This window comes from Flavobacterium silvaticum (assembly GCF_012911565.1).
Lineage (GTDB): Bacteria > Bacteroidota > Bacteroidia > Flavobacteriales > Flavobacteriaceae > Flavobacterium > Flavobacterium silvaticum.
On sequence record NZ_JAAMPU010000107.1, the window covers coordinates 297,542 to 322,421 of the forward strand.

The window sequence follows — 24,880 nt, forward strand, 5'->3', positions numbered from 1 at the left end:
GGATGTTTACGGATAGGAGCAAATTCTTATATAATTACGGCAAGTTATTCTATTTTTCCTGCTTTGATTTCTTCTACGATTTCCGGGTTCAAAAGCGTGGTCGTATCGCCGAAGTTGGAATAATCGCCTTCTGCTATCTTTCTCAAAATACGTCTCATGATTTTGCCCGAACGCGTTTTTGGAAGACCGGAAACGAACTGGATTTTGTCAAGTTTTGCGATAGGCCCGATCTGGTCGGAAATAAGTTTATTGATCTCGCCTCTGAGGTTTTCCTGATTACGGGTTTCACCGTGTTCTTTGAGAATGATGTATCCGTAAAGGGCATTACCTTTTATATCGTGCGGAAATCCGACGATGGCGCTTTCTGCGACGGCCTGATGTTCGTTGATCGCATCTTCTATCGGTGCCGTTCCAAGGTTATGTCCGGAAACGATGATCACATCGTCGACACGTCCGGTAATCCGGTAATAGCCGACTTCGTCACGCAAAGCCCCGTCGCCCGTAAAATACTTGCCCGGAAATGTGGAAAAATAGGTTTCTTTATAGCGTTGGTGATCGCCCCAGATTGTCCTGGCGATAGACGGCCACGGGAATTTGATGCAAAGGCTTCCGACAACCTGGTTCTCCTCTATCTCATTGCGTTTTTCGTCCATAAGAACCGGTTGGATTCCTGGCAATGGCAACGTTGCATAAGTTGGTTTTGTAGGTGTGACGAATGGAACCGGGGAAATCATGATACCTCCGGTTTCGGTCTGCCACCACGTATCCACTACCGGACAGCGCTTCCCTCCTACATGGTCGTTGTACCAGTTCCAGGCTTCTTCATTTATAGGTTCACCAACGGAACCAATCACTTTCAATGATTTAAGTGGAAAACCCTGAACGTAATCGATGCTTTCTTTTGCCAACGAACGGATTGCAGTCGGAGCCGTGTAAAATTGTGTCACCTGATGTTTTTCTATGACTTCCCAGAATCTGCTGAAATCTGGATAAGAAGGTACGCCTTCAAAAATCACGGTCGTCGCCCCGTTCAGAAGCGGTCCGTACAAAATATAGGAATGTCCGGTGATCCAACCGATATCGGCCGTACACCAATACACATCGTTCTCTTCATAATTAAAGACATTCTTGAATGTATAGGCGGTGTAGACCATATAGCCTGCCGTGGTATGTAACATACCTTTAGGTTTTCCCGTCGAGCCGGATGTGTAGAGGATGAACAACGGATCTTCCGCATCCATGATCTCGGCTACATTATTGTCCGATGCCTCATCAAGCAACGGCTGCAGCCACATATCGCGTCCGTAAACCATGTTGACTTGTTCGTTCGTACGTTTGGCGACAAGTACTTTATGGACGCCCGGGCAATGCGTGAGGGCTTCGTCAATGATACCTTTGAGGTCGATGGTTTTGTTTCCGCGAAAACCGCCATCGGACGTAATCACCATTTTACAATCGCAATCGTTGATTCGTGTAGCAACGGCCGAAGCTGAAAATCCGGCAAAAACCACCGAATGTATCGCTCCGATCCTTGCACAAGCCAAAACTGCCACGGCAAGTTCGGGTATCATGGGTAAATAAATACACACGCGATCTCCCTTTTGTACACCTTGTTCGCGCAACACATTCGCCATTTTGCAAACGCGTTCGTGCAGTTGTGTATACGTTATATGTTGTGCTTCTTCTTCAGGATTGTTCGGTTCGAAAATGATGGCGGTCTTATTCCCGCGACGTGCCAGATGACGATCGATGCAGTTCTTGACAATGTTGACTTTCGCACCGGTGAACCATTTGATATCGGCTTCTGCCATATTGAATTCGACAACCTTTTCCCACATTTGGTACCAGGTGAAATTCTCTTCGGCGATCTTGCCCCAGAACTTGCGTGGCTCACGAACCGATTTATGATAATGCTTAAAATACTGCTCTAAATTTGCAATCTTGTAATAACTCATGTCTGATTTTTTTAGATGTGGAATTTAACCACCTAATTTTGTAAAGATAACAAACGTTATAGTCCGTCAGCATGTACTTTTGCTAAATTGTTATAGCAATGATTCACAGCAGTTCATTGACCTGTTCGACTATTTTTTTTATGGAAAAAGGCTTTGTCAGATAGGCATCGGCACCCAGCGACATGCCTTTTTCAATATCGCTTTCTTTATTTTTGGCCGATAGGAAAACGACCTTACAGTTCTTCAGTCGCTCATCTTTCCTTATTTCTGTCAGAATCGAATACCCGTCAACTTCCGGCATCATGATATCGAGCAATGCCAAATCCGGCACTTCGGATTCGAGAATGTCGAGTGCCTCTTTTCCGTTTCGCGCAATGAACACGTGGAAACCGTTTTTGCGGAAGGTATATTCGAGCGACATGACAATATTGGGTTCGTCGTCTGCAATAAGAATCTTTTTCATAAAAGCTAAGCTGGGATTTTCAGCATAAAAGTAACACCATTGGGCGAATGATTGGTCACCGAAATGCTGCCTTTGTGCATTTCTGCAATTTGTCGTGAAATGGCAAGGCCCAGGCCGCTTCCGATTGGTTTGTTTATGTTCTGGTTTCCCGATTGATAGAATTTCTCGAATATCGCTTCCATCTCTTCCGGATTCACATTGATGCCGTTGTTATAGACAGATACGATCCTCAAAGCATCCGTTTTATCGATACTGACGCGAATGTTCCCGTTCTTGGCATCGGCGAATTTGATGGCATTCGATAGCAGATTCGTCACGACCTGCAGGATCAGTTCCGGATCGTAGTTGGCCCAGACCGGTACATTTTCACCAATCACTTCAAAGAGAATATTTTGATTCGCCATGAGCTGCATCAAGGGTTCGGCAGATAAACGGACGGTTTCGCGCAAATCGCCTTCCTGCTTCTGCAATTGCTGCCTGCCCGATTCGAATTTCTCGAGATCGAGGATTTTGTTGATCAGACGGTTCAATCGGTCACTTTCCGACATGATGTTCTGGAGGAATTGCTTGCGAAGTTCTTCGGGGATTTCATCGTCATCGTGCAAAATCTCGCTCGCAGCCCGAATCGCGGTAATTGGCGTACGGAGTTCGTGCGTCACGGTATCGAGGAATTCGTCCTTTTGCCTGTCCTTGTGGATAAGCGACGTATTGGCGAGTTCGAGTTCGTTGGATAAACGACGCAGTTCCTGGGTCGTTTCGGTGAGTTTCCTGTTTGTGATGAGGTTTTCCTTTGATTCTTCGAGTATGCGCAACACTTCGGTCAGGCTGATGCGGTCTTCTTTGCTTACGCCTTCGATGAGGATTTTGGCAGATGCGGTTCCAATGTGACCTGTCAAGAGATTCTCCGCAAATTTGATCAGACGTGCATCGGCCATCGTGTCATCTTTATCGATATTATATTTCATCCGGAAGATACGCAGTGCGCGTGCCGTCCGTTCTTCTCCAAGGAACCGGACCAAAACCTTTTCGATATCACTGATGTAAGCCGTTCCTCTCCAGACGAAAGAATTTTCGTGGTTGACGATATGGCTGTCGATATTGACGAACATTTCGGCATAATTGCGCTCGCGGTAATCTCCTTTATAACTGACAGAAACCACGGCAAAACCGACGAGATTGAAAAACAAGCTCCAAAACAACGCATGCGGAATAGGTTCCAGCACAGGCATGCCGAATAAATGGAACGGCCGCAGCCACATTATTCCGAACGGCCCGTTTTCGTCTATGCTGTTGGCCGGAAAGACCACATCGATGACATATGGTACAAGTAAGGTATAAATACAGATTATGGTTCCGATGATCAATCCGGTCATCGCGCCTTTCTGTGAGCCGCGTGTCCAGAAAATCGCACCGAAGAACGACGGCGCCAACTGTGCAATGAAAACGAATGATATCATCCCGACCGAAACCAGCGAGAAGTTGACCATCAGGTAGCGGTAACTCAGGTATGACAATATAATCAGCATAAAAATCCCTAGGCGGCGGCTGCGGATGATGCGTCTGTTGTTACGCGCCTGTTCCGCCTGAAGCGACCCGATGAATCCATAAGGAATCAATAAATTATTAGACAACATGGTCGATAAGGTAATCGAAGCGACGACAATCATGGAAATCGCTGCCGAAAATCCACCGAGGAAAACCAGCATCGCGAGGAAATCGTTACCGAAAGCCTGCGGAATCATGAGTGCGTACATATCGGCGTTAAGCTGCAGCTCCTTGTCGAACATAATGTTTCCGCCCCACGCAATCGGGAAAACGAATAAATTGAACAGCAGCAAATAAAGCGGGAACAGCCAGATTGCCGTGCGGATATGCTTTTCGCGATTGTTCTCGACAACCGCCATATGAAATTGTCTCGGCAACAGGAAAATGGCGAACATGGCAAGCATGATATAGAAATACCAGTTGACTGCGCCTTCAATGCCGTGGATGGTATTTTTTTCTTTGAAACCTTCGAGTAATGAAGCTCTCTGGTAAATGTCACCGAATCCGTCGAATACAAAAAAGGTCACGTAAATCCCAAGAATCAGGAAAAAGAAAAGCTTGAGCGTCGATTCAAGTGCGACGACCGTTACGATTCCTTTACGTTTTTCGGTCGCATCCACATATCGGGTTCCGTAGAATGAGGAAAAAATCGCGAGGACCAATGCCACATAGGTTGTCGTATCGAGAAATACGTTGGAGTTATCGGGCGTTTTTGTCAGCACGTGGAAAGTCTCGGAAATCGCTTTGATCTGTAAGGCGATATACGGAATGATCGCAACAATCGTAATAACAGTGACGACTGCACCAAGCGCACGATTGTTTCCGTACCGAAGCGAAATGAAATCGGCAATGCTGGAAATTTTATTGACACGTGAAATACGGACGATTTTCTTGAGGATGTAAATCCAGGCCGGAAAGATAATGATGGGCCCGATGTACGTCGGGAAATACGTCAATCCGCTTTTGGCTGCCGTTCCTATGCTTCCGTAATACGTCCATGCCGTACAATACACCGCAAGGGAAAGTGTGTAGACATAGGCATTGTTCGTCCATTTGGAATTGCCTTTCTTCTCGGCCCATTGAGCAGCGAAAAACAGCAGCGCCAGATACGCAAGCAGTATGAGTAAAAGGACGGCGCTATTCATCGTATCGCTTAAAAATTACAAAGGATACAACGGCCGAGATAAAGAACAACGAGAAAAAATACATATAAATCACAGGCAACCCGAATACGCTTACCGAAGAATTGAACAACCACACCAACGGCATATTGAACGCCGCAAGCAGTAAGATGCTGAGCAAAATCATTTTCTGGATATGCCTTTTCTTCAAACTAAATCGTATTTAAAACCCAAAAGCCCCGAAGGGCCTGGTAATTAACAATTAATAAGTAACGATTAACAATTAGTAATTTATAAAGTACCACTCTTCATTGTTAATTGTTAATCGTTAATTTTTCATTCTTCCTTGTACTCATTGGTCAAGGCATAATAGCCGAACGTCGCCAGGCCGAGGCAGACCAAAGGTAACAAGATAAAAAAGATGATGATGCCGAATACCAGGTCATCCTGTTTTCCGGAAGAAAGTTTACCTCCGAAAATATCGATGCAATAGTAAGCTGTCGCGACCGCCAACGCAATCCAGACAATGCCAAAAAGTCTTTTAATGGTTTCCATATGTGTGTTTTAGTCGTGAGAATCGTGAGTTGTGTTGTTCTTTCTGCTCAGGTATATGAGTCCGATGATTAAAGATACGAAGGCGATGATGATCGGATACCATAAACCTTCGAGATAGAATTCCGGATCGCCGTTGTCTTTTGCCGCCGTAACAAAATAAGTCGAGATAGCCGGAAGCAGCCCACCGAAGATTCCGTTACCAATGTGATACGGAAGCGACATTGATGTGTACCGGATCCGGACAGGGAACATTTCCACAAGGAAAGCAGCGATCGGGCCGTAAACCATCGTCACAAAAATAACCTGTATGAACACCAGGAAAACTAAGTACCATTTATCCGCGGACGGAATCGTTTTGGTGGTTTTGGTATCGACCTTGTCTTTTCCTTTGTCGTCCTGGATGCGTTTCCCGTTGTCGAGATGGACGGTTTTGATTTCTTCTACAGCAGTTCCGTCAACAAAAGATTTTTTGGTGGTGTAGATGGAATCCGTCTTTGTCCCTTCGATTTCTTTAACGGAAAACGTGGTAATTGCACTGCCTGCGACTTCGGTTTTCAAAGCAAGATCTGTAGTTTCGTACATCGATTTGTAGATAGGGCGATAAAGCAAAATGGCCAGTAACATTCCGCCAAGGATGATGACTTTGCGTCCAATCTTATCTGAAAGCCAACCAAACACCACAAAGAAAGGTGTGGCAAAAATCAAGGCGATTCCAAGAAGGCTGTCAACCTGGGTCGCATCTACGGACATTACCGTCTTGAGGAAACTCATCGCGTAGAATTGTCCCGTATACCAAACGACACCCTGGCCCATCGTGGCTCCGAATAAGGCCAACAATACGAATTTGAGGTTGTATTTGTTCCCGAAGCTTTCCTTTAACGGATTGGTCGATGTTTTCCCTTCTGCCTTTGCCTTTGCAAATTCAGGCGATTCGTGCATGTTCTTGCGGATGATGTAAGAAACGAATACCATCAGGATAGAAATCCAGAACGGAACGCGCCAGCCCCAATCTTCAAAAGCTTCTTTTGAGATTACTGCTTTTGTTGTCAGTATTACCACAAGTGAAACGAACAGACCGACAGTTGCCGTAGTCTGAATCCATGAGGTCCAATAACCTCTTTGGCCTTTTGGGGCGTGTTCGGCTACATAGGTCGCAGCTCCGCCGTATTCTCCCCCCAATGCCAATCCTTGCAATAGACGAAGAATCAGGACGAGCAACGGCGCAAAGAATCCGATGGTTTCATAACCAGGGATACATCCGATGAGGAATGTCGCGCCACCCATGAGCAGCAAGGTGACCATAAAGGTGTATTTGCGTCCGATCAAATCTCCGAGTCGCCCAAAGAACAATGCCCCGAAAGGACGAACGACGAAACCAGCAGCAAACGTGGCCAGTGTGGACAGGAATGCTGCTGTCGGATTGTCTGAAGGGAAGAATTTGGTAGATAAGACTACCGCGAGGCTTCCGAATAAATAGAAATCGTACCATTCGATAAGCGTCCCGACAGATGAGGCCGAGATGACTTTCCAGATACCTTTTGTTGATGTATCACTCATTTTTTCAGTTTTAGTATTGTTTGGTTTTTAAGATTTTTAGAAATATAAATATTGATAATTTATTAAATGATTGCCGATATTAAATTATCATTTTACAATCTTTAATTAGCATTTATAAATAAATCTGTAATTGCAGAATAAATTCACCCTTTAAGGAAGAGTCGCTTTTGGTCACATATACCGGACGTGTGGAATATTGTGTCGTGATCTTGGCATGATGACCGTCGAGAAAGAAGTTTGCGCCTACATCGAACTGGCTGCTTGATTTATCCAACGCTTCGAAGTCTTTGTAAGTGTAAGCGCCGAACGGCTGGATACGAACCTTAGGTTTTTCTGCTGAACACGGCAAAAGAAACCCAGCCTGTGTATACCAGATATTTCCGGTTCCCATTGTTGGCTGCGTGTTTCCGGGACCGGCAAGTGCCGCTTGTCCTGCAAAATCGGGAGTGGCTGAACCTACGTTCATGATCCCAAGGTTCCTGAGGTAATTCGGCCCGAAATCATAATTATAGAACACACTGTAAGCCGTTATGGCCATTTTCTTTTCCTTTTTTCCGATTGGCATGTCCAGAAACGCATCGGCGGAGAGCAAGGTAATATTGTGTTTATCGATGACTCCGTTTACGGAAGTACGTGTAGCATCGGGCGCAGAATAGAATCCGGCACCCAGGTTAAAGACTTTCTTGGTTCCGACGTAGGTACCTACTTTATAAGGCAGCAGATTCGATTCGATATCAAAAAACTGATACTCGAAGTAACCTGCTTTTGACCATTTGGTATTTCCGTTGTTGTCGACAGCTACAGCAGCCGATGCATCTGTGACATCAACCGGAACCTGGTTCGTGGCAAAAGGCTTATTATAACTCAATCTGTATTCAAAGTGACCGTATTTTCCTTTGGCGAACAATCCCATCTGTCGGGCGAACTGATCTGAATTTTCAATCAACGGCCAGTTGAAAATTGGCGCATCGACAGTAAGATAGTTCAGCGTAGAGGACATCGTCATACGTGAAAGTCCCATGTAGTAATGCAATCCGCCACCGAGCGAAAGACTGAATTTGTTGGCTTCGCCTGGCAATACTACGGCGTATTCGTTCCACGCATCGGTAAAGAAAAGTCCCGGCTTCTTACCTTGTCCGTATGCGCCCGTTCCAGATGTTCCTGCTGCGCCACCATTGGTAAACGTTTGGTTGTTGATCCCAAAGTGCGTCACGATCATGTAGCGTTTGGACAATTGGGCATGAAGCAAAATCCGGAGGCGGCGGTTGCCAATGTCGGTACTTGAAGTAGCTTCTTCCCCATTTATGGAAGTCCCGGGGTTCATTTCGGTAGACCTGAGCCAGATTTGATTCCAGGCAAGCACGCGAAGGTATTTTGTGCCATCATCGTTGAGGTTGAATTTCATCCCGGCACCGTAATCGGGAGAACCCTGGGCAAATGCGGCAGTTCCAATACAGGATAAAATCAGCCCTTTTATTAGATTTCTCATAGTTGAATGAATTTGGTTGGTTTTAGACTGGAGCCAAATTCAGGATTTCAATCGTTTGAGAAAAGAATGCTATATTTTTTTGTAAATGAGTATAGGTTGATTGATTTCAGGCTCATTTTTCAATTAAGTCAATCTTTGAAACGCTCCCACTTGATCAGCATGAATTTATCGCCTAATTCCGTAATGATCATTCCGGCTCCGGACAAATGGCCTTTATCCTTTAAGTACTCTACAAGTTCCAAATGATTGAAAATCTTGTATGTAGGATGATAGTCCGTGTGCGATGGCTTCTTTACCTTGAATTCCTTAACCCAATTGCTCACCGTAACGTGTGAAACACCAATGATGCGTTCAATCTCACGGTAGCTGATTCCTTCCAAATACAACTGCAGCGCCTTGGTTACATAATAATTATCTATTCGCTTCCCAATCTTGTTTACCGTGAAATAGTAATTGCATTTTTTGCACAAATAGCGCTGCCTTTCGTTGACTACGCCGCTTTTTACGATGTTCTGGCTCTGGCATCTCGGGCATTCGGAAACAGTCATATATAAAAAATTTGCATAAATATAGCAATTTAGCAATTATACAAAAGTGATAACCGTAAAAAAATCACCATTAATTTTTCACATATATAATTTTTAAAGCTATTTATTAGGATGTTATCAACCATCAGTGGTAAAAACCCGAATAGCTAATTAATTTTTCACCTATTCCGAATATAGCTACCTGCCAAAAAAATCCGTTAATTTGTGAAAACCACCACCACATGCAATTTGACCCGAACCATTTAGATGGATCAGCTATATATAAATTGATTACCGGAGCCGTGATTCCGCGACCTATAGGCTGGGTTTCCAGTATCAGTACTGAAGGAATCGGCAACCTTGCCCCTTTTTCTTTTTTCAACGTCATCAGCGAAGATCCGCCACATTTAATGTTTTCATGTGCCAGAACCGGTGATCGAAACAAAGACACCTTAAACAACATACTCGCCAACAAACAATTCGTTGTCAATATGGTCACCGAGGAAACCGTCGAAAAAATGAATCTCACGGCCCAACTCGTTCCACATGACGTCGATGAATTCGAGCTTGCAGGCCTCACTCCCGTCCCATCGGTCAAAATAAAACCAGCCAGGGTCGGCGAAAGCCTTATTCATTTTGAGTGCGAACTCGTCCATCATTATTTCATCGAAGGCCACAGCAACGGCGGCGCGGTATTACTGGTCGGCCGAATCGTGATGATGCATTTTGACGACTCCGTTTTACTCGACGGCCATAAAATAAACCTCGACAACTATAAACCAGTTTCCCGTCTCGCAGGAGCCAACTATGCTACTTTAGGCGAATTATTCACTATAAAAAGACCGGTATGAATTTGGGCAAATCCTTTGGGACCGGGCTGACCCGCTTCACCCGAGCCGCAGGCCAACTGACCGAAGGTAATTCCTTGTTTATCCTTCGTTTTCACACAACAAAATTCCAGCTTCCGTTGGTCGCTGTTTTTAGTTGGTTCAAACAGTCGTCTAAACTGTGGGCTTTTGCTTCGCCAATTCGGCCTTTAGCCTCGTTTCACTCGCATCCCTTTTGCAAAACCGTCCAGATATGAAAATCAGCGTAATTGGCGGCGGCCCCGGCGGGCTCTATTTTTCAATCCTGACCAAAAAGGCCTTGCCACAAGCCCAGATCGACGTTTATGAACGCAATAAATCAGATGACGCTTTTGGCTTCGGCGTGGTTTTCAGCGATGAAACTTTAAGCGAATTCCTGACCCGTGATCCAAAATCATACGAACTCATCCGAAGCCGGTTTGCCTATTGGGACGACCTTGACGTAGCCCGCGATGGCGAAATTGTCCGTATCAAAGGCAACGGATTTTGCGGATGTTCACGGAAAACCCTTTTGGAATTATTGCAGCAACGTTGCCGCGAAGAAGGCGTCAACCTGCATTACGAACACAATATCACTGACGATTCGGAATTCAAAGACAGCGACTACATCATTGCTGCCGATGGCCTGAACAGTCAAATCCGCGATAGATACGCATCTGAATTCGGCACTTCAATAAAACTCCAACAAAATAAGTTTGTCTGGCTCGGTTCGACAAGACCACTTGATGCCTTTACCTATTTCTTTCGGTCGACAGATTTCGGCACTTTCGTAGCACACACCTACCAATACGAAAAAGGAAAAAGCACCTGGATTTTCGAATGTACGCCCGAAACCTGGGAAAGAGCAGGCTTCAAAACAGAAGACGAAGCAGGAACAATCGCCAAGCTTTCTGAAATCTTCAAAGAAGAACTAGACGGTCACGGCCTCATTTCGAACAAATCACACTGGCGCCAATTCCCTACGATCACCAATCAAAAATGGAGTCATGCAAACATTGCACTTCTTGGTGACGCAAAAGCCACGGCCCACTACTCTATCGGTTCAGGAACCAAATTAGCGATGGAATGCGCGATTGCTTTATCTGATGCCATCGTTTCAAACGGAACGGATAAACAAAAAGCATTCGCCCAATATGAAGCCAAACGCCGCAATCGGGTAGAAATGATCCAGCACGCCGCGGGTGTTTCACTTGATTGGTTCGAAAACATGGAACGCCACATGAAGCACGATTTCATGCAATTTGCCTTTGGGGTCATGACGCGTGCCAAAAAAGTCACTTTTGAGAATCTCGGCCTTCGTGACAAATCGTTTACAGATCATGTATTGACCGAGTTCAATTGCGCCATAGGTAACTTTAAAGTATCAGTTCCGGCCGCATTCACACCATTCTCGTTGAGGTCGATGCAGCTCAAAAATAGAATTGTCATGTCGCCTATGGGCCAATATTCCGCTGACAACGGTTTGGTTTCAGACTGGCATCTGATGCATTACGGTGCGCGTGCAACGGGTGGTGTAGGCCTCATAATCGCCGAAGCGACTGCCGTTTCAAAAACCGGAAGAATAACTATTGGTGATGCCGGATTATGGTCTGAAAAACAAATGCTTGCCTGGAAACGGATTGTAGATTTCATCCACCGGAACAGCAAGTCAAAAATAGGGATACAACTCGCACATTCCGGAAGGAAAGGTTCAGTCAAGGTTCCATCGTTTGGGCCGAATGTCCCACTTGACAAAAAAGGCTGGGAAACCATTTCGGCATCTGCAATCCCATTTCACGAAAACATGCCAACGCCTCGCGAAATGACCGAAGCTGATATGCACAAAGTCACAGCTGAATTTGTCAATGCCGCCGTAAATGCTGACGAAGCCGGTTTCGACATGATCGAACTCCAATCGCATCACGGTTATCTTCTCGCGTCATTCCTGTCGCCTTTGACCAACATCAGAACCGATGAATTTGGCGGAAGCATTGAAAACAGGTTGCGGTTCCCGTTACAGGTCTTTACGGCAATCCGTGAAATATTCAATCCGCAGAAACCAATTTCAGTCCGGATTTCAGCATCTGACTGGGCCGAGAATGGAATTTCTGAGCAGGACGTCATTGCCATAGCAACCGCATATAAAAAGGCCGGCGCAGACATCATCAACGTCTCAACCGGAAATACCGTTTCCCATCAAAAAATGCAACCCGGAAGGATGTGGCAAACGCCGTTTTCAGATTTAATCCGTAATACGGTTGAAATCCCGACAATCACTACTGGCGGAATCACAGATATAGATCAGATCAACACCATTCTGCTCAACGGTCGCGCAGATCTTGTCGCCCTTGGAAAACCGTTGTTGCTCGATGCGAATTTCGTCCGCAATGCACAGGCTTATGAAGGCTATCAGCCTGATGACATTCCGAATCAATACCTAAAAGGGACTGAATTTTTATATCCGCAGAAAAAATCAGAACGGATGGAAAAGGAAGGCATGAAACGGGCTTTGAAGCCGGAGAGCCACGGGAAAGTCAACAAGTAACGATTAACGGTTAACAATTCAAAAATAGCGTAAATAAAAAATAAAAATATCAATAAATAATATCTTGGTTTACGAGGATAATTTCGCCGAAAGACACTTGCCAGCGTTGGAATTGCAGCCTGATTACATTTGGGACGATCCGGATTTTGTGTTTCCGGATGACCTGAATTGTGTCGATAAATTGCTCGATCGCCATATTCGCGATGGAAACGGTGACAGGATTGCCATCCGGACGTTTGATTCGGTTTGGACATTCCGCGATTTATACGAAAAGTCAAATCAGATTGCTCAGGTTTTGACCTATGATTTAGGCTTTGTTTCCGGTAATCGGGTTTTGATAAGGTCGGCAAATAACCCCATGTTCGTGGCGTGTTGGTTCGGAATCCTGAAAGCAGGCGGAATTGTAGTCGCTACCATGCCGTTGCTTCGGGAAAAAGAACTGACCGTAATGTGTGACAGCGCTGAAATCTCGCATGCATTCTGCGATGAACGCTTACTTGATGCCTTGTGTGACGTTTCATCTGAACATTTAAAGAAAATCGTGGCGTTTGATGGAACAGGGCAAAATCCGTCCGAACTCGAACGTATGATGTTTGCCAAACCGACTCAATTTAAAAATTTCCCAACAAAGCAAGATTCCATTTCACTCATTGGTTTTACGTCCGGAACCACCGGAAAACCAAAGATGACGTCCCACTATCACCGCGACGTTTTGCTCATCTGCGAAGCGTTCCCGAAATATTCACTTCAACCTACGCCAGACGATATTTTTACCGGAAGCCCGCCGCTTGGATTTACATTCGGGCTTGGAGGCCTGGTACTGTTTCCGTTTTACTTTGGTGCCTCGACTTTCCTTATAGAAAAACCATCACCTGAATTGCTGCTCAAAGCCATTTCTGAACATAAAATCTCTATTATTTTCACAGCTCCGACAGCGTATCGCGTGCTGACTACCTTGGCAAAAGACTTCGATATTTCGTCATTGAGAAAATGTGTATCGGCAGGAGAAACATTGCCTTTGAAGGTCTGGCAGGATTGGTTCGATGCGACCGGGCTGAAAATCATCGACGGAATCGGATCGACCGAGATACTTCACATCTTCATCTCATCGACCGAAGAAAATATGAAACCCGGAGCCACAGGTTTGCCAATCCGCGGTTACGAAGCGAAAATCGTCGACCCAAACGGAAATGAAATCACAAACGGCGAACACGGAAGACTTGCCGTACGCGGAATCACAGGCTGCAAATACCTGAATGCGCCTGAAAAACAACTCGAATATGTAGAAAACGGCTGGAACATAACCGGCGATATCTTCCGTAAAGATGCAGATGGCTATTTCTGGTTCGTGACCAGAGGCGATGACATGATCATTTCATCGGGTTACAACATATCGGCGATTGAAGTGGAAAGCGTGCTGCTGATGCATCCCGAAATAGCGGAATGCGCTGTGACATCGGCTCCGGATGAAGAACGCGGCATGTTGGTTTGTGCCTATATTGTTCTTAGGGAACCGAAATATGCGTCGCCAGAAAAAGCAAAGGAAATCCAGGATTGGTTTAAAAATACTGCCGCTCCGTACAAATATCCCAGAATTATTACTTTTATAGAACAGCTTCCTAAGACGGAAACAGGAAAAATCCAACGCTTTAAACTTAAAAAGGCATGATCAGAAAATTACTTTTTGTATTGTCCATTTCGTCATTTTGTTACGGACAACCAGTTATTGAGTGGCAAAAATCTTTTGGCGGATCAAACGCCGACCAAGCTAAAACAATCATCCAGAGTTCAGATGGCGGCTATGTTTTTACCGGAACTACGGCTTCTTCCGACGGAGACATCAGTGGAGCTCACGGGTTGGATGATATCTGGGTCGTTAAAACCGATGCCTCAGGAGAAATGGAATGGCAAAAAACGTTAGGCGGAAGCCAATACGAATATGCTTACCGCGTATTGGAACTGACCGACGGATACCTGGTTTGTGGAGGCACCTTGTCCTGGAACGGAGATGTATCGCAAAATAACGGCCTCGTAGATGCATGGCTTGTGAAACTGGATCCGGATGGAAATCTGGTTTGGGAAAAAACAATCGGCGGGAACAATCTCGATCACGGCCTTGATATCAAGCCACTTCCGGGAGGCGGTTATATCATGGCAGGAGCCAGTGGGCCAACAGCTGCATCACCACTTCTAGACGCCTGGTTCGTTAAGCTGGATGAACAGGCGAATGTAGTTTGGCAAAAAACATACGGCGGTTCCCAGCGTGATGCCATGTACAGCGTTGTATTGACAGATGATGGCGGATTTTTGGGTGGCGGTTATACTGATTCGGCAGATGGAGACGTTACTGGCAGTCACGGCAATCGCGACAGCTGGGTGATCAAACTGGATCAGGACGGAAATCTGCAATGGCAAAAAACATTTGGAGGATCCGGTAACGAAGGAATAGACAATTTGATACGTCTCTCCGACGGCACTTACGCATTTACAGGCTCTACACAATCTAACGATGGCGACCTTGACGGAATTGTACTTTTTTCAGCCTGGTGGACATTGAAATTCGATGCCGAAGGAACTATTTTATGGAGCCGGGAACTCCGGTCTAATGGCGGATGTTCCGGATTGAGCCTGATAGAAGCAAATGACGGCTCTATTGTTACGGCCGGAAGAGCGGCCATGAATTCCCCTTATGTTTATGGAGATTTTCTGGATTGTCATGGAGATGATATGGCAATTGCCGGCTATACCGCATCGGGCGATTTGTTGTATAAAGACGTTTATGGCGGAACCGGGGCCGATTTGGGATCTATGATCGTGCAGACTTCGGACAACGGCTTTGCTTTTTGCGGAAGTTCCGGCTCGTCAGATCTTGATGCAACACAGAACCACGGCGATTACGATATGTGGATACTGAAGCTTTCACCCGCAGTATTATCTGATTCAGTTTTTACCGAGCCTCTATCATTTATGATGTATCCGAATCCATCAAAAAACTTGGTTCATCTGGATCATGAGACAGATTCTTATGAGATTTCAGACATGAACGGAAGAAAAATCCTTGAAGGCAAACGAACTTCTGACATTGATATTTCTGAGCTCACAACAGGTTTGTATACGCTGGAACTACAAACACAAAAAGGTCTTTTCAAAACCAAAGTCATAAAAAACTGAATTGAGAAAGATATTCGTCATATCGAGCCTGACCGCTCTGGCGCTGACTGCCATTTTATATTCCATCAGCTGGAAATTCATTTTCCTGCTGGTGTTTTTTATACCGCTTATTTTACTCGGGATTTATGACCTGCTTCAACCGACACAATCGATCCTGAGGAATTTTCCGGTTATCGGCCATATGCGCAACCTACTGCAAAAGATACGTCCGGAGATACGCCAATACTTTATAGAAAGCGACACCGATGGAAAACCATTCAGCCGTCTGCAACGCGACCTGGTCTATGAACGAAGTGCCAAAAGTTCAGATAACAAACCTTTCGGAACGCAGCTAAATGTCTATGACGAAGGCTACCAATGGATCAACCACAGCATTCGGGCCATCGCGTTTAAAGATGTCAATACGAATCCGCGCGTCAAAGTCGGGTCGTCCCAATGCACGCAGCCTTATTATGCGAGCTTGTTCAACATCAGCGCCATGAGTTACGGTTCGCTGAGCCGGAATGCGGTCATGGCTTTGAACGACGGTGCCAGAGAAGGCGGCTTTTACCATAACACAGGCGAAGGCGGCTTGTCTCCTTATCACTTACGCGGAGGCGATGTGGTCTGGAATATCGGAACCGGATATTTCAGCTGTCGTGATGAGAACGGAAATTTTTCGTACGAACATTTCAGCCAACGCGCGACAAAAGAAAATGTCAAAATGATCGAAATCAAGTTTTCACAAGGTGCCAAACCGGGTCACGGAGGTATTTTGCCAAAGGAAAAAGTCACCGATGAGATCGCGGATATACGATTAGTCGGCAAAGGCCATGATATTGTCTCTCCTCCTGCCCATACCGCATTTAAGACTCCGTTGGAATTGATGGATTTCGTGGAACTGCTCCGGAAAGGCTCAGGAGGAAAACCAATCGGGATGAAAATATGCATCGGGAATAAGTCTGAGTTCATTTCGATTTGTAAGGCGATGTCTGAAACCGGAACAAGATTCGACTTCATCACAGTTGACGGAGGCGAAGGCGGAACCGGTGCGGCACCACCCGAATATTCAGACCATGTCGGGATGCCGTTGCGCGAGGCGTTGGCTTTCGTATACGATTGCCTCAACGGATTCGATTTGAAAGACGAGATAAAGATCATTGCCAGCGGAAAGATCATTTCGGGATTCGACATTATTCGAGCTCTTTCCATGGGTGCCGATATTTGCAATTCGGCCCGCGGGATGATGTTCGCTTTGGGTTGCATCCAGGCTCTGGAATGCCATGCCAACACCTGCCCGACCGGAGTTGCGACTCAGGACGAGCGATTGGTGCGGGGTCTTGTCGTGGAGAAAAAGAGCGTCCATGTAACGAATTACCACAATGAAACCGTCAAGAGCGCCATGGACCTGATTGCATCGGCAGGAATTGACCATCCGGATAATGTGGGCAGAGATGTGGTGAGTATGCGGATAGATAAAACGAAGATCGCGACTTTTGAAGAGTTGTTCCCGGAATTGAAAAAAGGTTGCATGTTACAGCCGGAGAATGTTCCGGATAAATATTTTTACGATTGGAAACGGGCAAGCAGCTCCCAATTCTGATTGAAGATGGAATTGAAAAAATAGCGCGGCCGGGATTTAGTGGAAATCCTTTTGGATAATGAAGCTGGTTATGAGCGTAGATTAATACGACCAAAGGAAGCTTTAAGATGCGCATCAAAACCGCGAATTGACAAAAGATTGAAACGGAAGCCCGAACTGTCCGCCATAAAAAAACATGAAAAAATTTACAAAAACAGAGACGGTACGGTTCAAACACGTCGATTTTGCGGGTATCGTTTTTTATCCTCGGTTTCTCGAAATGCTCAACGATCTGGTCGAGGATTGGTTTGGGGAAGCTCTCGAAAGGCCATTTTCCAAAATACACACGACCAATGGTATTCCGACAGTTGACTTAAAAGTCCAGTTCAAAAAGCCGGCGCGTATTGGGGACGAACTTGAAAAGTCGCTTTGGGTAACGAATCTGGGTGGCGCATCGGTCACTTGTGGCTTTGCTTTTACCCATGCTGACGGAAGTATCTGCCTTGAAGGAGAAGTGACTTTGGTGAATGTAGGGCTTGATAAAGGGCCGAACCAAATCAAAGCCGTTCCTTTTACCGACGAGACCAGAAACCTCATTTCTGCATTCATAACTAATAATAATCACAATAAATAATAACCAAGGTGGATTTTCCAAAATTCAAAGCCGCTACAGTCCAGACTTCGCCTGTTTTTCTTGATGTTGAAAAAACGGTCGACAAAGCGATTTCATTTATCAAAGAAGCCGCTGGCAACGGAGCAAAACTGATCGCGTTTCCTGAAGTTTTCATATCCGGGTATCCGTACTGGAACTGGATCATGACACCGGTCCAGGGGAGCAAATGGTATGAGGGATTGTACCGGAATTCGGTATCGATGGACGATGTTCATTTGCAACGGATATTTGATTCGGCCAGGGAAAACGACATCCATATTGTCATCGGGATCAATGAACGCGGCGACAGTTATGGCGAAATCTACAACACGAACCTGATTATCGACAACGGCGGAAATCTTGTCGGAAAGCATAGGAAACTGGTTCCGACATGGGCTGAGAAACTGACATGGACAGCCGGTGACGGATCTTCGCTAAAAGTCTATAAAACCGAAATCGGGCCAATCGGAACCTTGGCTTGCGGTGAAAATACAAACACGCTGGCCCGTTTTACGCTACTGGCCCAAGGCGAACTGATTCATATTGCCAATTATATTTCGCTTCCGGTCGCTCCACCCGATTATGATATGGCGGAAGCGATAAAAATCCGTGCGGCGGCTCATTCGTTCGAAGGAAAATTGTTTACGATTGTCTCTTGTTCGACTATTTCCCAGGAAATCAAGGACAGATTGCGTGAAGATGTACCGAATGTAGACGAATTGCTCGATAGAAAGAATTCTGCTTTTTCCGGTTTCATCGGGCCTAATGGTGCTGTAATCGGACAACCTTTGATCGACGATGAAGGAATCGTTTATGCAAATATTGATTTATCGAAATGCATCCAACCCAAGCAAATGCACGATATTCTGGGACATTACAACCGTTTTGACATTTTTGATTTAAGGGTCAATACAGCGCCGACGAAAAAGATAACCTTTGTTGGTGAGCATTTCAACGATGATAAAAAATAAAAATAGTACTAAACAATAATTTAAATCAGGTGGAATCAAAACACTCAGATGACGTAATAGGCCGCGCCCGCGTCCAGGACACGCCCGAACTTGAAGCCTACTACAAAGAGCTCGAAACCCTCGGAGCAGGCGCGCTCTGGACAGTTGCCAACGATATCGAACCTTGGGAACCGCGAACGTCTTCCGTTCCTATGCTGTGGAAATACGATGATTTACGCGAACTCGTACTCAAATCAAGCGACCTCGTGACTCCCGAAAAAGCCGGACGACGTGTAGTCTATCTGGTTAATGACAAACGCAAAGATGTTTCGGCTGCCGTCGGTTGGCTGTACACCGGAATCCAGGTCACGCGCCCCGGAGAAAGTACCTCGGCACACCGACACAAAGCTTCGGCATTGCGGTTCATCATGGAAGGCGAAGGCGGCTACACGGTTGTTGACGGAAATAAAGTAACATTTGAAGTCAACGATTTCGTCATCACACCCAATTCCGCCTGGCACGAGCACGGAGTAGCCGAAAATGGAAAGACTTGCGTATGGCAGGACGGCCTCGACATTCCGCTTGTCAATGCACTTGAAGCCAATGATTATGCGGTTTACGACGGAAAGCAGCCTTTAATTGCACCGACGAATTTCCTTCCGCTGAGTTACGCCGGAGCCGGATTGCTACCTTCCGGACACAACTGGGACAAACCGTATTCGCCTTTGTTCAAATATGCGTGGAAAGATGTCTACCCTGCGCTGTTGGAGACGGCAAAAGTAACCGAAGATTCGCCTTTCGATGGCGTGTTGATGCACTATTCCAACCCGTTGACAGGCGGCCACGTCATGCAGACCATGGGAGCATCCATGCAATTGTTACGTGCCGGATTCAAAGGAAAACCTCACAAACACACCGGTTCCTTTGTATATCAATGTGCTAAAGGAAGCGGCTATTCCATTATTGGCGGACATCGGTTTGACTGGGCAGCACGCGACATTTTCTGTGTCCCGAGCTGGACCACACACGAACACCATAACGCATCTGAAAGCGAAGATGCCTGTTTGTTTTCGTTCAACGACTTGCCGGTGATTGAAAAACTTGGTTTGTACCAGGAATCAATTAACGATTAATAATTAACAATGGAAGCTGTTCCGGCTGTGCGCTGCAAGTCCTCATTTGGAAACCAAATTTTTATGTCGCCTTCGCGAGCTTCCGTTGGTCGCTGCGAATGCTCCTAAAAATAAAGGTTGCCAAACTCCGGGCTATCCGCTTCCATCCGGGCTAAACCAAAAAACATTAACCTATCAACACATAAACAAACTTGAAACTTCTCACCTTTTCCCATCAGTCCAAACAAAAAATCGGCGTCCTCCATGGCGATGTAGTTGTCGACCTCGAGACTCTTGGTTTCAAACATAACCTCGAATTCCCAAAATCGATGCTCGAACTTATCGACCTCGGTGAATCGGAAATCAAGCGAATCGAAGATACCATCAAGGCATCGAGTGAAAATGTAATTGCGGCATCGTCACTTCCAACCTCAGAAGTAACCATCCTCGCTCCTATACCAAAACCGCGTAAGAACATCATCGGCATCGGACTTAATTACACCGAACACGTTGCCGAAAGTGCCCGGACTTTGGACACGGACAATACGCTTCCGCAAAAGCCCGTCATATTTTCCAAACCGCCGACTGCCGTTACGGCTACCAACACAGACATCATCCACAACGAAAATCTGACCCAACAACTCGATTGGGAAGTGGAACTCGCGGTTGTAATAGGTAAAAAAGCAAAATATGTTTCCAAGGAAAATGCTATGGATTATGTCTTTGGCTATACCGTCATCAACGATATTTCGGCACGCGATTGCCGACGCGCCGGACAATGGATCGTTTCGAAAGGCCAGGATACGTTTGCGCCTCTGGGTCCGGTTATCGTCACTAAAGATGAAATCAAAGATCCGCATAACCTCAATCTTTCGCTGACTCTGAACGGCGTCGAAAAGCAAAACTCGAACACCAAATTTTTGCTGTTCCGGATTCCTGACCTGATTGAAGATTTGAGCACGGTCTTTACGCTTGAACCCGGCGATATCATTGCAACCGGAACGCCTGCCGGTGTCGGTGCGGGCCGTGAGCCACAGGAATGGATGTGGAACGGAGATGTGGTTGAAGCAACCGTAGAAGGAATCGGCACATTGACCAATCGCGTAAAAAAGCTGGATCGTGAAAAATAAATATGTGCTTTTGGTATTGGTTTTATTGAACGCAATGGTTCTTTTAGGTCAAATCTGGCCGGAAGGCGCACCGCCATTCGCGCGTAAAATCAACATTATATTTTTGATATGCAGCCTGCTTTACTTTGTGGTCGCATTTTCAAAAGGCAAAAAATAATCTTCCCAAATGAAAAAATACAGAATCGGGCAAATAGTCCCATCGTCCAACGTAACCATGGAAACCGAAATTCCGGCTATTTTCCGGGCACGCGAATCCATTCTTCCGGAAAGGTTCACGTTTCATTCCAGCCGGATGCGTATGAAAAAAGTGACCAAAGAAGAACTCGAAGCCATGGATGCGATGAGCCTCAAATGCGCCCAGGAACTTTCAGATGCGCACGTGGACGTCATGGGTTACGCCTGTCTCGTAGCCATTATGAGCATGGGACGTGGCTATCATTGTGTGTCCGAAGTCAATCTTCATCAGGAAACGGTCGCCAATGATTTCCCTACGCCCATTGTCACATCGGCCGGAGCTTTGATCAACGGACTCAAAGTCCTCGGTGCCAAAAAAGTCTCGATCATTACACCTTACATGCGGCCGCTGACTGATCTCGTGGTAGATTATATCGAGCATCAGGGATTTGAAGTCGTGGATTCCATCGCTTTGGAAATTCCTGATAATCTTGAAGTCGCGGCACAAGACCCAATGAACCTGCCCGAAATCTACAAACGGCTTGATTTAACTGGTGTCGATGTAATCGTAGCATCGGCCTGTGTCCAGATGCCATCGTTGGAAGCCATTGACTTAATCGAGAAAGAATCAGGAATTCCGGTTACATCCGCTGCCGTCTGTACTACTTATGAGATGATGAAAAAACTGGGCATTGAAGCCAAATCAACCATTGGAGGAAAATTGTTAAACGGCTCATTTTAAACCAAAATAGAAATTTTACAACATGAGGTAGGAATTCTGTAAGTCCAGCGAATACGTTTTCGTCAACTTTGTAAAACAACAACATCAAAAACGGCACAACATGGACACTACTTACAATCAGGAAGCTTACAGCGAAGACATGGATAACATCATCCGCATCAACAATTCAAACGACGATTCAGATGATTTCGATTATGACTTCGATTATGATCCGAACGAAATGTATTTTGCTCTTTTGAACGAGCCGAATGACTGACTATAACAAAATCAATTCAGGAAAACCGATTCAATTTTGAGTCGGTTTTTTTTGTCTAATGCTGTAAGTTTTGGAAAAAACTACGTAAGCCGAACGGTTTTCGAAGAGGTAACTTTAGTGTAATTCAAAAATCAATTCTTATGGCAACTGTAAATAAAGGCGCACAACAACGCCACGACGGACAAAAAAATTACGATCATTCGAACCAGAGAAATCCAGATAACGTTCGCAATGCAACCCAAAAGCATCACTATAAAGAACACGATGAAACTTTGACGAACGACGAAAACTTCAATATCGATACCAACCAGATCGATGTAAATATGGAGTTTTACGACAAAGATCAAAACGTCGAAAAGTCATAGTAAAGAACAAAATCAATGAATCAATAAATAAACACCAATCCAAATGAACGGACTTTTCAAAACCCTGATTGCTGGTTTCACCGCTAAAAAACTCGGAGGCGGATGCATAGGAACAATAATAGTATTCATCATTGTCTACTGGCTTTTAGGAAAATTCTAAATCAAAAAAGCTATGATACCGGAAGATAAAAGAAAAGCTGATGATCCGGAACTGAATCAGGACGCATCGACTTATGATAAAGATGAGTCGTTTGAAGATTCAGACGATTTCCATAAATATGACGATACGGCGAATTCGAATGCTTCTGGTGAAACCAAAGATTCAGGCAAATTCGACGGAAATAGCAACATTTGATTTTATATCAAAAAACTAAAAAAGCCGCAAATTACGTTGCGGCTTTTTTTATAAATAATAGTACTAAAAATAAATAATAATCATCCTCCTTTGACGAGTCTGTCAAGTAACAGATTCAAATTAACCGTAGCAAAACCCGAACTGTGATCGCTGAGTCCATACGGAATTATCAATTCACCATTGTGGATGATCGATCCGCACGAATACACCACATTGGGCACATAACCTTCGCGCTCGTCCGGATTTGGAATAATCAAAGGTTCTTTAAGGCGTCCGATTTCTTTTTCAGGATGATTGATGTCGTGTAAGGAAGCCCCAATGCAATAGCGTCGCATTGGCCCTACCGCATGTGTCATGACAAGCCATCCGTGGGCGGTTTCAATAGGTGAACCGCAATTTCCAATCTGCACCAATTCCCACGAATATTCCGGGCTTTGGATTTTTACCGGATTGTCCCAGATGTTGATATTATCTGAATACATCAGGTAGTTGTTCCAGCCGTCGATTCTGGAAAGCATGGCATATTTGCCGTTGATTTTTCGCGGAAACAACGCCAGGTTTTTATTCTTCGCTCCTTCTCCATTTAAAGGCGAAGTCTTGAAATCATAGAAATCGTTTGTCTGTAATAGTTTCGGCATGATATGGGAACCGTCGTACGCCGTGTACGTGGCGTAATACACAATCTGGCCGCTTTCCTTGACGAATTTTACAAACCTTGCATCTTCGATACCTTTCGATTCAAAATCAGAAATCGGAAAAATTACCCTGTCGCTAATATCGGTATCACGTGAAAAGCTTATTTTACGATAACTGTCGGAAAGAGCCAGAACCTGATTGTATTTGGAAATGACGTCTGCATCGGAAGTCTTCGATTTTGCAGCCAAAACAATCCGCTTCAACGATTCATAGTCAAAGCGCTCATCGAGTTTCTGATCGACTTCCTGTAAAAACCCGGCATCGATTTCAGCTTCTTCGCCTTTTTTGAGGAATAGTTTCTTCTGATAGATCGTCGTGTGCATCTTATCGGCCTCATCAATGTAATTTCCGGCAGGCATCACCGTAATTTCATTATGCTTATCAATCAACGCCCGACGGAAAACCACCGATGAAATATGTCCTTCGCCCACAGCCCGAAAACTGATCAGGACACGTAATTGCCCTTCTTCTATATTGCTCTGATCCGGATCCGGAACAATGGAAGGATTGAAAAACGCCGCTGATTCAATCGAATACTCATGCGTAAAATAAGACCCGATAAGGTATTTCTGGTAATCGGTCAATTGGCTGTAATCGGCTCCGGCCTTTTCGATATAAGGCTTGACACGCTCACAATGCCGCAACAGTTTTTTGGTGATATTCCTATGTCGTTTGGAAAAATCCTGAAGCAACGGCAGCGTAATCGAAGCCACGGTCTCGGCGTTCATCTCAAGAATTTTGCGCAAAAGTGAAACCGCACGTTCTTCACCGTTGAAGAAATATCGCGCGATCACCCGCTTTGGGTCGGGATACACCCGTTCGGCTTTTCTTTCAATCGATAATCTCATAAGCAATTGGGGTAAGGTTACATCCTAATTTACGAATATAAACCCAAGGGCTTCGTTACATCCTATTAAAATAAAGCCAAAATGTAAGTTTGGACTTTTTGGGCGCGTCGCCGGTTAACAAAAACTACGCAAAGGCTTGTTTTTCTAAACCGCCGTCAGGCTGTCGCCACTCGCTTTTTTGAGGTCGTTTTGAATGGCGGCTTTTTATGTAAAAAATCTACTGATCTTTTGGTTAAAAATCAGTTCCTCAAAAAGAGCTTAGACAA

At 45.2% G+C, this 24,880-nt stretch carries 23 protein-coding genes; 14 read left to right on the forward strand and 9 right to left on the reverse strand.

Features of this window, described 5'->3' with window-relative positions:
- Window positions 1-44: 44 nt before the first annotated feature.
- The 8 genes from acs to G6047_RS13185 all read right to left on the reverse strand — a co-directional run bounded on the left by acs (window position 45) and on the right by G6047_RS13185 (window position 9,233).
- Window positions 45-1,955: an acetate--CoA ligase gene (acs, locus tag G6047_RS13150; protein ID WP_169528088.1), complete on the reverse strand. Its 1,911-nt coding sequence runs from the start codon at window positions 1,953-1,955 to the stop codon at window positions 45-47.
- A 103-nt stretch (window positions 1,956-2,058) separates the two neighbouring features.
- Window positions 2,059-2,418, reverse strand: a complete 360-nt coding sequence (locus tag G6047_RS13155) for a response regulator transcription factor (protein WP_169528089.1) — start codon at window positions 2,416-2,418, stop codon at window positions 2,059-2,061.
- 5 nt (window positions 2,419-2,423) lie between these two features.
- Window positions 2,424-5,108, reverse strand: coding sequence for an ATP-binding protein (locus tag G6047_RS13160; protein WP_169528090.1), 2,685 nt, complete (start codon window positions 5,106-5,108; stop codon window positions 2,424-2,426).
- Window positions 5,101-5,295 carry a hypothetical protein gene (locus G6047_RS13165; RefSeq protein ID WP_169528091.1) on the reverse strand — a complete coding sequence of 65 codons (195 nt, stop codon included), beginning with the start codon at window positions 5,293-5,295 and terminating at the stop codon, window positions 5,101-5,103. Before G6047_RS13165 ends, G6047_RS13160 begins: the two co-directional genes overlap by 8 nt.
- 125 nt (window positions 5,296-5,420) lie before the next feature.
- On the reverse strand, window positions 5,421-5,639 hold the full coding sequence (locus G6047_RS13170; RefSeq protein ID WP_169528092.1) for a DUF6814 family protein: 219 nt from the start codon (window positions 5,637-5,639) through the stop codon (window positions 5,421-5,423).
- Window positions 5,640-5,648: 9 nt separating this feature from the next.
- Window positions 5,649-7,196 (reverse strand): MFS transporter, encoded by a 1,548-nt coding sequence (locus G6047_RS13175; protein ID WP_169528093.1) that lies wholly within the window; start codon window positions 7,194-7,196, stop codon window positions 5,649-5,651.
- 112 nt (window positions 7,197-7,308) lie between these two features.
- Complete coding sequence (locus G6047_RS13180) at window positions 7,309-8,685, reverse strand: porin (RefSeq protein WP_169528094.1); 1,377 nt, start codon at window positions 8,683-8,685, stop codon at window positions 7,309-7,311.
- Between the two features lie 128 nt (window positions 8,686-8,813).
- Window positions 8,814-9,233 (reverse strand): IS1/IS1595 family N-terminal zinc-binding domain-containing protein, encoded by a 420-nt coding sequence (locus G6047_RS13185; RefSeq protein WP_169528095.1) that lies wholly within the window; start codon window positions 9,231-9,233, stop codon window positions 8,814-8,816.
- Window positions 9,234-9,454: 221 nt separating this feature from the next.
- Between G6047_RS13185 and G6047_RS13190 the strand changes: the two genes are divergently transcribed.
- The 14 genes from G6047_RS13190 to G6047_RS13255 all read left to right on the forward strand — a co-directional run bounded on the left by G6047_RS13190 (window position 9,455) and on the right by G6047_RS13255 (window position 23,070).
- Window positions 9,455-10,063, forward strand: a complete 609-nt coding sequence (locus G6047_RS13190; protein WP_169528096.1) for a flavin reductase family protein — start codon at window positions 9,455-9,457, stop codon at window positions 10,061-10,063.
- A gap of 229 nt (window positions 10,064-10,292) precedes the next feature.
- The gene (locus tag G6047_RS13195; protein ID WP_169528097.1) at window positions 10,293-12,602 is read left to right on the forward strand and encodes an oxidoreductase; all 2,310 of its coding nucleotides are present in this window, start codon (window positions 10,293-10,295) and stop codon (window positions 12,600-12,602) included.
- A gap of 64 nt (window positions 12,603-12,666) precedes the next feature.
- Window positions 12,667-14,271, forward strand: coding sequence for an AMP-binding protein (locus G6047_RS13200; protein ID WP_211165442.1), 1,605 nt, complete (start codon window positions 12,667-12,669; stop codon window positions 14,269-14,271).
- Window positions 14,268-15,773, forward strand: a complete 1,506-nt coding sequence (locus G6047_RS13205; RefSeq protein ID WP_169528098.1) for a T9SS type A sorting domain-containing protein — start codon at window positions 14,268-14,270, stop codon at window positions 15,771-15,773. Before G6047_RS13200 ends, G6047_RS13205 begins: the two co-directional genes overlap by 4 nt.
- Before the next feature lies 1 nt (window position 15,774).
- Window positions 15,775-17,355: an FMN-binding glutamate synthase family protein gene (locus tag G6047_RS13210; RefSeq protein WP_169528099.1), complete on the forward strand. Its 1,581-nt coding sequence runs from the start codon at window positions 15,775-15,777 to the stop codon at window positions 17,353-17,355.
- Between the two features lie 175 nt (window positions 17,356-17,530).
- On the forward strand, window positions 17,531-17,968 hold the full coding sequence (locus G6047_RS13215; RefSeq protein ID WP_169528100.1) for an acyl-CoA thioesterase: 438 nt from the start codon (window positions 17,531-17,533) through the stop codon (window positions 17,966-17,968).
- A gap of 8 nt (window positions 17,969-17,976) precedes the next feature.
- On the forward strand, window positions 17,977-18,957 hold the full coding sequence (locus tag G6047_RS13220) for a carbon-nitrogen hydrolase family protein (RefSeq protein ID WP_169528101.1): 981 nt from the start codon (window positions 17,977-17,979) through the stop codon (window positions 18,955-18,957).
- Between the two features lie 29 nt (window positions 18,958-18,986).
- Entirely contained in the window at window positions 18,987-20,069 is a 1,083-nt protein-coding gene (locus tag G6047_RS13225) for a cupin domain-containing protein (RefSeq protein ID WP_169528102.1), read from the forward strand.
- Window positions 20,070-20,260: 191 nt separating this feature from the next.
- Window positions 20,261-21,178, forward strand: coding sequence for a fumarylacetoacetate hydrolase family protein (locus G6047_RS13230; RefSeq protein WP_169528103.1), 918 nt, complete (start codon window positions 20,261-20,263; stop codon window positions 21,176-21,178).
- Window positions 21,168-21,335 (forward strand): hypothetical protein, encoded by a 168-nt coding sequence (locus G6047_RS13235; RefSeq protein WP_169528104.1) that lies wholly within the window; start codon window positions 21,168-21,170, stop codon window positions 21,333-21,335. The genes G6047_RS13230 and G6047_RS13235 overlap by 11 nt, the downstream gene beginning before the upstream one ends.
- Before the next feature lie 9 nt (window positions 21,336-21,344).
- Window positions 21,345-22,094 (forward strand): maleate cis-trans isomerase family protein, encoded by a 750-nt coding sequence (locus tag G6047_RS13240; protein ID WP_317168287.1) that lies wholly within the window; start codon window positions 21,345-21,347, stop codon window positions 22,092-22,094.
- A 100-nt stretch (window positions 22,095-22,194) separates the two neighbouring features.
- Window positions 22,195-22,350: a hypothetical protein gene (locus G6047_RS13245; protein WP_169528105.1), complete on the forward strand. Its 156-nt coding sequence runs from the start codon at window positions 22,195-22,197 to the stop codon at window positions 22,348-22,350.
- Window positions 22,351-22,490: 140 nt separating this feature from the next.
- Complete coding sequence (locus G6047_RS13250; RefSeq protein WP_169527826.1) at window positions 22,491-22,715, forward strand: hypothetical protein; 225 nt, start codon at window positions 22,491-22,493, stop codon at window positions 22,713-22,715.
- Window positions 22,716-22,887: 172 nt separating this feature from the next.
- Window positions 22,888-23,070 (forward strand): hypothetical protein, encoded by a 183-nt coding sequence (locus G6047_RS13255; RefSeq protein WP_169528106.1) that lies wholly within the window; start codon window positions 22,888-22,890, stop codon window positions 23,068-23,070.
- A gap of 80 nt (window positions 23,071-23,150) precedes the next feature.
- On the opposite strand, the gene G6047_RS13260 is transcribed toward G6047_RS13255, so the two are convergent.
- Window positions 23,151-24,614: a glycoside hydrolase family 130 protein gene (locus tag G6047_RS13260; protein WP_169528107.1), complete on the reverse strand. Its 1,464-nt coding sequence runs from the start codon at window positions 24,612-24,614 to the stop codon at window positions 23,151-23,153.
- Between the last annotated feature and the right edge of the window lie 266 nt (window positions 24,615-24,880).